Raw genomic sequence first — 12,266 nt, forward strand, 5'->3', positions numbered from 1 at the left:
GTTTACCGGGTGCCCTGGCTGACCGGTCTTGTGCCGGTAGTGGGGGCTATCCTATGAGCACAAGCTTTCAGCCAGCTTTCGCTGATGCAAAGGCGACGAGAGGTAGGTGATGCACGATGTAACCGAAGGTGGCTGCCATTGCGGCGCATTGCGGTACCGGTTGGTGGGTGAGCTGACCGATATTGCCCATTGCCATTGCTCGATCTGCCGGCGGGTGAGCGGCGGGCTGGTGGTGACCTGGCTCACCCTGCCCCGCTCAGGTTTCCAGTGGCTGCAAGGTGAACCGGGGTGCTATGTGGCGCCGGCCAGTTGCAGCCGGTACTTCTGTGGGCATTGCGGGGCGCATGTGGCGTTGGTGACCACGCACAGCCCGGAGACGGTCGATGTGACGGTGGCGACGCTGGACCACCCGGAGCGGGTACGGGCCAACCGGCATATCTGGGTAAGCAGCCGGTTGCCGTGGTTGCATCTGGATGAGGATCTGCCAGAAGAGGACGGCGAAATCCAGTAAGGGATTGTGCCGGTACAGCCATACTTACAACTGCAGGCCACCCGCGGCTTTATGCAGCGCCCGTAAATGCTCGCCGATCTGCTTCACATTGGCTTCGACCGCGGCAATTTCCTTGGCGCGCGAAGGCTCCAGCAGCGCCCTCACCTCCTTGTCCAGGCTGGTGCTCAAGCGCAACAGCTGCGCCTGGCGCTCGCTGCTCACCTTCTCCAGGTGCTTGCGCTCCTCTGGCTGCGGCAAACCATAGCCCTTGGCATCGAGCAATTCTGCCGGGCGGCTGAGGAAGCCGCTGTTGGCAAGCATCTGCTTGAGCGTCGCGTCGGCTTTGTTGATGCTGCCGTCTTTCAGCGCGGCGGCATTCAGGTAGCGCTGTTTCACCTCGTCCTGGGCCAGCAGCAGTTGCCGGCGCAAGCTGGCCTGCTCGAGCAGCAGCAAGGCCGCGCTGGTGCGCAGGTCGGCCTGGGCGAACCAGGGGCGGCGTTGTTCGGCGTCCTGGGCCAGCCAGTCTTCCACCAGCGCTTGCTTGATCGGCAACTGCTTCTTCAGCACCTCGAACATGGCCTGGTAGCGATCTCGGTAGGAGTCGAAGCGGTAGCCCAGGCGCAGGGCCTCTCGCGGGTCGTCGAGCACGCTGGTATCGGCCAGCCCCCTGCCCTTGAGCACCGCCAGCAAGCCATTGGGCATGATGCTGTCGAGGTCGTTCAGGCGTGAGTTGGCGGTGCCGCTGCGCAGCAGCTTCAACGACTCGACCGCGCAGTTGTTGGACAGGAACCAGTAGTTGCCGTCGTAGCTCCAGTGCATCTCGGCGGCCTGGCGCACCAGGTTCTCAACTTCTTCACGGTTCAGCTTCAAAGGCACCGAGGCCAGGCTGCGCAGCTCGGTCTTGGTGTATTCGTCGATCACCTGGCCCAGCGGCAGCACGAACAGCCGCGACGGGTAGACACCGATCAGGCCGTCCCAGCTGGACAGCTGCACATCGTTGACAAAGGCGCGGTACGACAGCACCAGGCTCTGTTCGAGGTCCAGGCGGCAGTCCGGCCCGCGAGGCCGGCCAGGCTTGCAGATCACCAGGCGCAGCATGCTGTGGCCCCAACGGCTGACCAGGTTCTGGTTGGCTTCGGCCAGCAAATAGTCCACTTCGTAGACCCGCTCGGGGTCGATTTCACCCAGCGGCTGGCGGGCGAAGTCGCTGCCGGCATTGATGAAGGGCAGGCCCTTGGCGCAGGTGTCCTGTTGCGGAGCCCAGCCGAAGTGCTCGCGTAGGTACTGGTTTAGCGCCGGGCGGCGGCAGCCGTAGCTCGGGTCGAGAAGGAAATACTCCATGTTGACCGCGATGTATTCCTTGGGGCTGCTCAGCTCGTAGCTATCGGGGCTGCGCACGAACTGGCCATTGTGTTGTTCGCGCTCGCCGCGCCGGCCCACGTACTGTTGCCAGCCGGCCAGGTCGAGCAGGCGCGGGTCGTCGCTGAGGGTGAAACGCCGCTCGGCCTGGCCACGGCACTCCTCGCGCAGGCCGATCTTGCCCAGCGTGCCTTGCTGGCGCTTGCAGCGGGCGATCAGCGAATTTTCGGCGCTGGGCCACAGCCGGGCGCGGTCGTAGATATGGGTCAGCTCGTGCAGCACGGTGGCCAACAGCTCTTCACGCACTGTGCCATGGGGGCGATCGGTGCGTTGACTGGCGGCGCTGCCATCGGCAAGGCCGGGCAGCAGGCTGCGATTGAGTTCAAGGGTGGAAACCAGCGAGGCCTGGCCATAGGCGTCTGCTGGCATCTTGTCGCTCCAGCTGACCAGCACGCGGCGGTCCAGCTGTTGCTTGAAGCGTGGCGGCAACTTGCCCAGGGCCTCGTCGAGGAGGGCCTGGGTGGCTTGGGTTTGCTGCGGGTCGAGGCCAGATGCCTGCAGCTCAAGCTGCAGGTCGGCCAAGGCGGGCGTGCCGAGCAGCGTCAGGGCGCAGCCGAGCAGCCAGGCGCGCACGCCGTTCACAGGGCCAGAATGGCTTCGGCCAGCACTTGGTCGCTGGCGCCTCGCGCTTCTGGCACGCGCTCGCGCAAGGTGTTGAAGGCCGCTTCGAGCTGGGCGCCGCGGATGTCGCCATTGCTGGCGACGAAGCTGGCAGCGTCGTCGTGGGCTTCGCGTACTACCTTGGAGTCGCGAATCGAGGTGGTTGTGTCAGAGGTGAAGTCGATCGAACGGCCAAAGGCACGCACGATGATGTTGCTGGTGGCCACCAGGGTCTGTGCCTGAGCCAGGTCGGCCAGCAGCAGCATGCCGAGGGTAGCGGCAATCAGCGGTTTACGCATGGAGCATCTCCGAAAAATACAGGGAGTCAGTTGTTGCTATTGGACGAGAATTGCCTGCGCCAGTTCCAGATCACCGACGGTGTGTCGTGAGCAATTGTGGCGTAATGATTCCAGCGCTGCTTCCAGCCGTGCACCGCGGATCTGGCCGTCGCTGGCGACAAAGGCAGCGGCGTCGTCGCGGGCCTGGCGGACCAGCTTGCGGTCGAACGGTGCGGTGGTCACCTGGCTGGTGACGTAGCCGGTGATGACCAGGCTTTGCGTGGTGGTATCCATGGCATGGGCGCTGGCCATGCCAGCGACGGAGAACAGCAGCGGCAACAGATAACGCATGGGCTCCACAACAACTGGAAAACGTGGGGGCAAGGGTGGGCGAGGCTGTGCTGGTGACCAGCACAGCCGTATGGCTCAGCCGGGATCAGATCGCCAGGATGGCCTGGGCCAGTTGCGCGTCAGTGGCCTGCAGGGCCGGCATTTGCGAGCGGATGTGCAGGAAAGCGCTTTCCAGCTTGGCACCGCGGATGTCCCCTTGGCTGCCAACGAAGCTGGCAGCGTCGTCACGGGCGGCCTGGACGATCTTGTCGTCACGGAACGAAGAGGAAACATCGGAGGTAGCATCGGTGGACGCGGCTACAGCGCCAACGACGGCGTCGGTGGTGACAACGAAGCTGGTGGCGTGTGCAGTGCCTGCCAGGCTCAGCATCAGGGCAGCGCCAATCAGGTAATTACGGGACATGATGGTGGACTCCTGGACTTGGGTCGGGTGTTCTGTTTATCGGACGCACGGATAGCGCGTCTCGGTACTTTTTACAGCGGTTCTACCAGACTGTTAAGCGAAGCGTATCACGCGCGGGTGTTTCTGGATGTTAATCAACAGCGCGCAAAGCAACTGTACCTGTCGTAATCCGAAAATTTGAAACTGTACCTGTTGCGAGCGGAACGCTCTAGCCGGCGCCCTTAAAAACAAAAAACCCGCTGCAGTCACCTGCAGCGGGTTCTTGAAATTCGCGGTGCCGGCCGAAGCCGGCAAGCCGGAGCTTAACGCCAGAAAGGCTTGCTCAGCTCTTCGTAACGCTGCGACTCGCTGATACCGGCATCAGCCAGCAGGCGGGCGTCCAGGCGAGCCAGTTGACGGCGGCTGGCCATGCGGCGCTGCCACAGCAGCAGGGTGGACAATGCGCGCAGCGGCATCGAGGCGTTGGATTGCTGGGTGTTGCTTTCAAAAACGAGACCGGAACTGAGGGTACGTTCCATGATGCTTCATCCTTCCGCTTATGGCGGGATTAGGTAGTGGTTTAACTGATGCCAATGATCCTCCTCTCTTGTCCATAACAGTAGATACAGTTCTGTTGAAAGACGATAGCTCAGTTAACTGTGTAACCCTACTGTTGCACTCGAAATTGGCGTAACTGTACTGGTCTGCACATTATTGGTGCGTTTTGAGGTTGGAGGCGGATAGGGCAAGCTAAAGGCTGGTAGAAATACCAGTACAGTAGGACAGTTTATGATCGCAGTTAGGTTGAGGAGTTGAGCGGCGTGTCGCGAACACTCCGCAAAGCGGTGGCTGGCACCGGCTGTGCCGGTGTGGGCGATTAAAGCCGCTCCTGCAGAGAGCGTTATCGGGACAGCAGTGTTGCCCGGCTATCCCGACCAGAGGTGGATCAGCTAGCCAGCATGCGCCCGGTTTCTTCCAGGTTTTCGTGCCAGCTCAGTGCTTCACGCAGGATATGCGGGGTATGGCCGCCACGTTCGCAGGCGCGATCGAAGTAGTCGTTCAGCGCCGCCCGGTAGTCAGGATGAACACAGTTGTCGATGATCGCCCGTGCGCGCTCGCGCGGCGCCAGGCCTCGCAGGTCGGCCAGGCCTTGCTCGGTGACCAGGATGTCCACGTCGTGCTCGGTGTGGTCGACATGGCTGACCATCGGCACCACGCTGGAAATCGCCCCGCCTTTGGCAATCGACTTGGTGACGAACACGGCCAGGTGGGCATTACGGGCAAAGTCACCCGAGCCACCAATACCGTTCATCATCCTGGTGCCGCACACGTGGGTGGAGTTGACGTTGCCGTAGATATCGAACTCCAGTGCGGTGTTGATGCCGATAATGCCCAGGCGACGCACTACTTCCGGGTGGTTGGAGATTTCTTGCGGACGCAGTACCAGCTTGTCCTTGTAGCGCTCCAGGTTGCCGAACACGTCAGCATTGCGGCGGGTCGACAAGGTGATCGAGCTGCCCGAGGCGAAGCTGAGTTTGCCGGCGTCGATCAGGTCGAAGGTGGAATCCTGGAGTACTTCGGAGTACATGGTCAGGTCTTCGAACGGCGAGTCGATCAGGCCGCACATCACCGCGTTGGCGATGCTGCCGATACCGGCCTGCAGCGGGCCGAGCTTGTTGGTCATGCGGCCAGCGTCGACTTCCTTCTTGAGGAAGTCGATCAGGTGGTCGGCGATGCCCTGGGTTTCGCCATCCGGCGGCAGCACGGTGGACGGTGAGTCCGGCTGGTTGCTGATGACGATGCCGACGATCTTGGCTGGGTCGATCGGGATTGCGCTGCTGCCGATGCGATCATCGACCTTGACCAGCGGGATTGGCGTGCGGGTCGGCCGGTAGGTCGGGATATAGATGTCGTGCAGGCCTTCGAGGTTGGTGTTGTGCGAGAGGTTGATCTCGACAATCACCTGCTTGGCGAAGATCGCAAAGCTGGCCGAGTTGCCCACCGAGGTGGTCGGCACGATGTGCCCTTGCTCGGTAATGGCCACGGCTTCGATCACGGCGATGTCCGGCAGCTTGAGCTGCTGGTTGCGCAGTTGTTCGACGGTTTCAGACAGGTGCTGGTCGATGAACATCACCTTGCCATCGTTGATGGCCTTGCGCAGGGTGCTGTCGACCTGGAACGGCATGCGGCGAGCCAGCACGCCGGCCTCGGTCAGTTGCTTGTCCAGGTCGTTGCCCAGGCTGGCGCCGGTCATCAGGCTGATTTTCAGTGGCGACTGCTTGGCACGTTCGGCCAGGGCATGCGGTACGGCCTTGGCTTCGCCGGCGCGGGTGAAACCGCTCATGCCGACGGTCATGCCGTCCTCGATCAGACCAGCGGCATCAGCCGCACTCATTACCTTGCTGTGCAGAGAGGACAAGCGGATACGATCACGGTACATGGATTGTTATCTCGGGCTACTGAAACTACTGCAGCGCAGTCTAGAGACTTCGCCCATTGCCGTCCCACGACCATGGTCGTATGAGAGGCACTGGAGTAGAGCCGTTGATCCGGATCAACAAAAGAAAAGCCCCGGTACATGCTGACCGGGGCTTCCTTTATATCAACTGGTTTGCAGCGGGCGTCATTCCACCGCCTTGACCATGTCTTCGATGACTTTCTTGGCGTCGCCGAACACCATCATGGTCTTGTCCAGATAGAACAGCTCGTTGTCCAGGCCGGCATAGCCGCTGGCCATGGAGCGCTTGTTGACGATGATGGTCTTGGCCTTGAACGCTTCGAGGATAGGCATGCCGGCAATCGGCGACTTGGGGTCGTTCTTCGCCGCCGGGTTGACCACGTCGTTGGCACCGAGCACCAGAACCACGTCGGCCTGGCCGAATTCGGCGTTGATGTCTTCCATCTCGAACACCTGGTCGTAAGGCACCTCGGCTTCGGCGAGCAGCACGTTCATGTGCCCGGGCATCCGCCCCGCCACGGGGTGGATCGCGTATTTCACGGTCACACCGTTGTGGGTCAGCTTCTCGGTCAATTCCTTCAGCGCGTGCTGGGCACGGGCAACCGCCAGGCCGTAGCCAGGGACAATGATCACGCTGTCGGCATTGCTCAGCAGGAAGGTGGCATCGTCGGCCGAGCCGGACTTCACCGGGCGCTGCTCTTTCGAACCTTGCGCCGCGCCGGCATCGGTATCACCGCCGAAACCGCCGAGGATGACGTTGAAGAACGAACGGTTCATCGCCTTGCACATGATGTACGAAAGGATCGCACCGGACGAGCCGACCAGCGAGCCGGCAATGATCAGCATCGAGTTGTTAAGCGAGAAGCCGATACCTGCTGCTGCCCAGCCCGAATAGCTGTTGAGCATCGACACCACTACCGGCATGTCTGCACCGCCAATAGGGATGATGATCAGCACGCCCATGATGAAGGCCAGGACCAGCATCAGGGTGAAGGCGCTGTAATGGCCGGTGAAGGTGAACAGCAGCCCCAGCGCAATGGTGGTCAGGCCGAGGATCAGGTTCAGCTTGTGCTGGCCGGCGAACTGTACCGGTGCGCCCTGGAACAGGCGGAACTTGTACTTGCCCGACAGCTTGCCGAAGGCGATCACCGAACCGGAGAAGGTGACTGCACCGATGGCTGCACCGAGGAACAGCTCCAGGCGGTTGCCGGTGGGGATCGGGTCGCTGATGGCGGCAACGATACCCATAGATTGCGGTTCGAGCACGGCGGCGATGGCGATGAAAACCGCAGCCAGGCCGATCATGCTGTGCATGAAGGCGACCAGCTCGGGCATCTTGGTCATCTCGACGCGCTTGGCCATGATCGAGCCGGCGGTGCCGCCGATCAGCAGGCCGACCAGCACGTAGCCGATGCCGGTGGTAGCCCCGCCGTTGCCAACAGAGAGCGCCGCGAGCTTATAGATGAGGCCCACCGTCGTGAGGATGGCGATCCCCATGCCGATCATGCCGTACAGGTTGCCGCGCCGCGACGTGGTCGGGTGCGACAGGCCCTTGAGCGCCTGAATGAAGCAGATCGAGGCGACGAGGTAGAGGAGCGTTACCAGATTCATGCTCATGCTTACTTCTGCGCCTCGTTCTTGGTTTTCTTCTTGAACATCTCAAGCATGCGGCGGGTGACCAGGAAGCCACCGAACACGTTGACTGCGGCCAGCGCTACGGCAAGGGTACCCATCAGCTTGCCTGCCGGGGTCACGGTCAGCGCGGCGGCCAACATGGCGCCAACGATGACGATCGCCGAAATGGCGTTGGTCACGGCCATCAATGGGGTGTGCAGCGCCGGGGTGACGTTCCAGACCACGTGGTAACCCACATAAATGGCCAGCACGAAGATGATCAGGTTGTAGATGCCATGGGAAATCAGCATGTCTTCCATTGTCGTGCTCCTTAGCCGTTCTTGCGGACGACTTGACCATCGCGGCACATCAGGCAGGCCGCGACGATGTCGTCTTCGAGGTTGATGACCAGTGCGCCGTCCTTGTCGAACAGCAGCTTCGTGAAGTCCAGCAGGTTGCGTGCGTATAGCGCCGACGCATCGGCACCCACCTGGGCCGGCAGGTTGGTGGGGCCGACGATGGTCACCCCGTTCTGTTGCACCACTTGGTCGGCGACGGTGAGCGGGCAGTTGCCGCCCTGGGCTGCGGCGAGGTCGATGACCACCGACCCTGGCTTCATCTGCGCAACGGTTTCGGCACTGAGCAGGGTCGGCGCCTTGCGCCCGGGAATCAGCGCCGTGGTGATGACGATATCCGCCTGCTTGGCACGCTCATGCACGGCCTGGGCCTGGCGTTGCATCCAGCTTGCCGGCATTGGTCGCGCATATCCGCCGACGCCTTCGGCGCATTCGCGCTCCTCGTCGGTCTCGTAGGGCACGTCGAGGAATTTGGCGCCCAGCGATTCGATCTGCTCCTTCACTGCCGGGCGCACATCAGACGCTTCGATCACTGCCCCCAGCCGCTTCGCCGTGGCGATGGCCTGCAGGCCGGCAACGCCCGCCCCAAGGATCAGTACCCGTGCGGCCTTTACGGTGCCGGCCGCCGTCATCAGCATGGGCATGAAGCGCGGGTAGTGATGGGCAGCCAGCAACACTGCCTTGTAACCGGCGATGTTGGCTTGCGACGACAGCACGTCCAGGCTTTGTGCCCGTGAGGTGCGTGGCGCGGCTTCAAGGGCAAAGGCGGTAATACCGCGTTCGGCCATCTTGCCGATCAGCTCGCTGTTGAAGGGGTTGAGCATGCCCGCCAGCAGGCTGCCGCTGTTGATCAGGGCCAGCTCCTGGTCGTTGGGCGCGACCACCTTGAGTACCAATTGGGCGCCGTAGGCATCGGCCGCACTCCCCAGGGAAGCGCCCACGGCCTCATAGGCACTGTCCGGAATGCTGGCGTTTAGCCCTGCCCCCCGTTGGACGGTGACCTGATGGCCCTGGCCAATCAGTTTCTTGATGGTTTCCGGGGTCGCTGCGACCCTTGTCTCACCGGTCTGCGTCTCGAGAGGAACACCAATGTGCACGACTATTTCTCCTGCGGTGACCTTTGTCTTTGTAAAAGCCAGCACACTGCGGATGGTGAGCTGGGGCGGCTGTGGAGCGCCAACCCGCCGTATCCCGGGCGGGCGAAGCATTTTGCAGACGAACCCGGGGGTCTTCAACCGGTTATGGAGCGAAACGAACTCAAAACTACAAGTCACCCTGTGACCGCATGTCGCAGCACTACGGCTGCAGCCTCTCAAACATGGGCTATTGGCAGGTTAGAAGAAAAAATCAAAATATTTCAGGGCACTTCGCTTACGACTGGGTGAATGTCGCAAAATAGCCCGCAAAGCCGCGTAATAAGCAGGGTTAAAGGGTATTTTTATGCCTGCGTAACAGTTTGCGATAATGCGACAAATACATACATCTGTAGGTGTTTAAAATAATTGACTACCGAGTCAAGTTATCGCAGGTTCATGCTTTGCCTATATAGGCCTGGGCCTGGTGCAGCAGCCAGTCGCGAAAGGCACGCAGCGAGCCAGACTCGACCTTGCGCTCCGGAATCATCAGATAGTAGGCCTTGTCGCTACTCAGGGCGTGTCTGTTAGCGACCACCAACCTACCTTCCTCCAACTCGCGCTGAATCAGGAACGGCGGAATCAGGGCGATACCCATGTCGTGCATGGCCGCCTGGGCGAGCATCGAGAATAGTTCATAGCGCGGGCCTGTCATGTCGCGTTCCATATTCATGCCCAGGCTGCCGAACCACTGCCGCCAGGCGTACGGGCGGGTGCTCTGCTGCAGCAGTGGCAGTTGCCCGATGCGCCGCGCCTCCAGCATGGCCTCCTCGCCCAGTAGTGCCGGGCTGCAGACCGGCACCGGGTTCTCCCCCATCAGCCGGTGCGACTGGGTGCCCGACCAGTCGGCATCGCCAAAGTAGATGGCGGCATCGAAGGTAGTGTCGGCGAACAGAAACGGGCGTGTGCGGTTGGTGAGGTTGACCGTGACCTCGGGGTGGCATTGCTGGAAGTCTTTCAGGCGCGGTAGTAGCCACTGGGTGCCAAAGGTGGGCACTACCGCCAGTTCGATCACATTGGCGCCCTGTTGGCGCATTACAGAGAGTGTGTCGCGCTCCACGGCGTCCAGTTGCGCGGCTATCTGGCGGCTGTAGGACAGGCCTGCTTCGGTCAGCTTCACGCCCCGTCGCGAGCGCCGGAACAGTTCGACATTAAGGAACGCCTCCAGGCCGCCTATCTGCCGACAGACAGCGCCCTGGGTCAGGGCGAGTTCCTGGGCGGCCTTGGTAAAGCTCTCGTTGCGCGCCGCTGCTTCGAAGCAAACCAGGGCGGCGGTACTGGGGATCTTGCGGCGCATGTACGTCAACCTCACTCGTAAGGCAGTCAATGTGGCGTTTTGCCGATTTACGAAGTGACAAATTATCACTAATAGGTGCGCAATCCTCGTTTGTCCCGCCGGCTAATCAGGCCTAGGCTCAAAGGCACAAGAAACTGCCCCCTATTTCGAGGATTTCGCTCATGGCCGGTAAAGCAAGCTTCAACTGGATCGACCCGCTGCTGCTCGATCAGCAGCTCACTGAAGAAGAGCGCATGGTGCGTGACAGCGCTTATCAGTTCGCCCAGGACAAGCTGGCCCCGCGTGTGCTCGAGGCCTTCCGTCACGAGCAGACCGACCCGGCGATCTTCCGCGAGATGGGTGAAATCGGCTTGCTGGGGGCAACCATTCCCGAACAGTACGGTGGCAGTGGCCTGAATTACGTGTGCTACGGCCTGATCGCTCGAGAGGTCGAGCGTATCGACTCGGGCTACCGGTCGATGATGAGCGTGCAGTCGTCCCTGGTAATGGTGCCTATCAACGAATTCGGCACCGAAGCGCAAAAACAGAAATACCTGCCCAAGCTGGCCAGCGGTGAGTGGATCGGTTGCTTCGGCCTCACCGAGCCCAATCATGGCTCCGATCCTGGGTCGATGATCACCCGTGCCAGGAAGGTCGACGGCGGCTATCGCCTCACCGGCAGCAAGATGTGGATCACCAATAGCCCGATCGCCGATGTATTCGTGGTCTGGGCCAAGGATGATGCGGGTGATATTCGCGGCTTTGTTCTGGAGAAAGGCTGGGAAGGCCTCAGCGCCCCGGCGATCCATGGCAAGGTCGGCCTGCGTGCCTCTATCACTGGCGAAGTCGTCATGGACAACGTATTCGTGCCGGAAGAAAACATCTTCCCCGACGTGCGTGGGCTGAAAGGCCCGTTCACCTGCCTGAACTCGGCCCGCTATGGCATCTCCTGGGGCGCGCTGGGCGCCGCCGAGGCCTGCTGGCACACCGCACGGCAGTACACCCTGGACCGCCAGCAGTTCGGTCGACCTTTGGCTGCGAATCAGTTGATCCAGAAGAAGCTGGCGGACATGCAGACTGAAATCACGCTGGCCTTGCAGGGTTGCCTGCGCCTGGGGCGCATGAAAGATGAAGGTACGGCTGCGGTGGAAATCACCTCTATCATGAAGCGGAATTCCTGCGGCAAGGCCCTGGATATCGCGCGCATGGCACGTGACATGCTGGGCGGCAACGGCATCTCCGACGAGTTTGGTGTGGCCCGTCACCTGGTCAACCTTGAGGTGGTCAACACCTATGAAGGTACTCACGACGTGCATGCACTGATCCTGGGGCGTGCGCAGACCGGTATCCAGGCCTTCTATTAACAAGGAGCCAGCCCATGGGCGCGCTATCACATCTGCGGGTACTGGACCTTTCGCGCGTGTTGGCCGGCCCATGGGCTGGCCAGATCCTCGCTGACCTTGGTGCCGACGTGATAAAGGTGGAACGCCCTGGCAGTGGCGATGATACCCGCTCATGGGGGCCGCCCTTCCTCAAGGACGCCGAGGGTGAGAACACCAGCGAGGCGGCGTATTACCTTTCGGCCAATCGCAACAAGCGCTCGGTAACCATCGACTTCACGCAGCCGGAAGGGCAACGCCTGGTGCGTGAGCTGGCGGCCAAGTGCGATATCGTCATCGAGAACTTCAAGGTTGGCGGGTTGGCTGCCTACGGCCTGGACTATGCGAGCCTGAAGGCGCTCAACCCGCAGCTTATCTATTGTTCCATTACCGGCTTCGGCCAGACCGGGCCCTATGCCAGGCGCGCCGGCTATGACTTCATGATCCAGGGGCTGGGGGGGCTGATGAGCCTGACGGGCCGCCCGGAAGGCGAGGACGGCGCAGGCCCGGTCAAGGTGGGTGTCGCCCTC

The 12,266-nt window shown here is 61.6% G+C and carries 13 protein-coding genes (1 of these 13 only partly in view); 3 read left to right on the forward strand and 10 right to left on the reverse strand.

Going from position 1 to position 12,266, the window contains the following annotated elements; genetic code table 11:
* Positions 1-109: 109 nt before the first annotated feature.
* On the forward strand, positions 110-511 hold the full coding sequence (locus tag AC5O5I_RS00525; RefSeq protein WP_172221810.1) for a GFA family protein: 402 nt from the start codon (positions 110-112) through the stop codon (positions 509-511).
* A 24-nt stretch (positions 512-535) separates the two neighbouring features.
* Here the strand turns inward: AC5O5I_RS00525 and AC5O5I_RS00530 are convergent, their stop codons facing one another.
* The 10 genes from AC5O5I_RS00530 to AC5O5I_RS00575 form a co-directional block, all read right to left on the reverse strand.
* Positions 536-2,491: a DUF7844 domain-containing protein gene (locus AC5O5I_RS00530; protein ID WP_172221807.1), complete on the reverse strand. Its 1,956-nt coding sequence runs from the start codon at positions 2,489-2,491 to the stop codon at positions 536-538.
* Positions 2,488-2,808: a DUF2388 domain-containing protein gene (locus AC5O5I_RS00535; protein WP_012316830.1), complete on the reverse strand. Its 321-nt coding sequence runs from the start codon at positions 2,806-2,808 to the stop codon at positions 2,488-2,490. The genes AC5O5I_RS00530 and AC5O5I_RS00535 overlap by 4 nt, the downstream gene beginning before the upstream one ends.
* Before the next feature lie 36 nt (positions 2,809-2,844).
* Positions 2,845-3,138 (reverse strand): DUF2388 domain-containing protein, encoded by a 294-nt coding sequence (locus AC5O5I_RS00540; protein WP_172221804.1) that lies wholly within the window; start codon positions 3,136-3,138, stop codon positions 2,845-2,847.
* 85 nt (positions 3,139-3,223) lie between these two features.
* On the reverse strand, positions 3,224-3,541 hold the full coding sequence (locus AC5O5I_RS00545) for a DUF2388 domain-containing protein (protein WP_172221801.1): 318 nt from the start codon (positions 3,539-3,541) through the stop codon (positions 3,224-3,226).
* Between the two features lie 302 nt (positions 3,542-3,843).
* Positions 3,844-4,059: a DUF1127 domain-containing protein gene (locus tag AC5O5I_RS00550; RefSeq protein WP_172221798.1), complete on the reverse strand. Its 216-nt coding sequence runs from the start codon at positions 4,057-4,059 to the stop codon at positions 3,844-3,846.
* A 407-nt stretch (positions 4,060-4,466) separates the two neighbouring features.
* Positions 4,467-5,960, reverse strand: a complete 1,494-nt coding sequence (scpC, locus tag AC5O5I_RS00555; protein ID WP_172221795.1) for a succinyl-CoA:acetate CoA-transferase ScpC — start codon at positions 5,958-5,960, stop codon at positions 4,467-4,469.
* Between the two features lie 183 nt (positions 5,961-6,143).
* A complete protein-coding gene (locus AC5O5I_RS00560) occupies positions 6,144-7,595 on the reverse strand; it encodes an NAD(P)(+) transhydrogenase (Re/Si-specific) subunit beta (RefSeq protein WP_172221792.1) in 1,452 nt (483 codons plus the stop codon).
* A 2-nt stretch (positions 7,596-7,597) separates the two neighbouring features.
* Positions 7,598-7,912, reverse strand: coding sequence for an NAD(P) transhydrogenase subunit alpha part 2 (locus AC5O5I_RS00565; RefSeq protein ID WP_003256966.1), 315 nt, complete (start codon positions 7,910-7,912; stop codon positions 7,598-7,600).
* Positions 7,913-7,923: 11 nt separating this feature from the next.
* The gene (locus AC5O5I_RS00570; RefSeq protein WP_172221789.1) at positions 7,924-9,045 is read right to left on the reverse strand and encodes a Re/Si-specific NAD(P)(+) transhydrogenase subunit alpha; all 1,122 of its coding nucleotides are present in this window, start codon (positions 9,043-9,045) and stop codon (positions 7,924-7,926) included.
* A gap of 433 nt (positions 9,046-9,478) precedes the next feature.
* Positions 9,479-10,378, reverse strand: coding sequence for a LysR family transcriptional regulator (locus AC5O5I_RS00575; protein WP_494511906.1), 900 nt, complete (start codon positions 10,376-10,378; stop codon positions 9,479-9,481).
* A 161-nt stretch (positions 10,379-10,539) separates the two neighbouring features.
* On the opposite strand from AC5O5I_RS00575, the gene AC5O5I_RS00580 reads away from it, so the two are divergent.
* Together AC5O5I_RS00580 and AC5O5I_RS00585 are read left to right on the forward strand one after the other, a co-directional pair.
* A complete protein-coding gene (locus AC5O5I_RS00580; protein WP_172221783.1) occupies positions 10,540-11,721 on the forward strand; it encodes an acyl-CoA dehydrogenase in 1,182 nt (393 codons plus the stop codon).
* A 14-nt stretch (positions 11,722-11,735) separates the two neighbouring features.
* Positions 11,736-12,266, forward strand: the 5' portion of a protein-coding gene (locus AC5O5I_RS00585) for a CaiB/BaiF CoA transferase family protein (RefSeq protein WP_494511907.1). 690 nt of this gene lie beyond the right edge of the window; 531 of the gene's 1,221 nt are visible here — the first part of the coding sequence; it begins with the start codon at positions 11,736-11,738; its stop codon lies beyond the right edge, outside the window.

The organism is Pseudomonas sp. 9_2_1 (assembly GCF_059295275.1).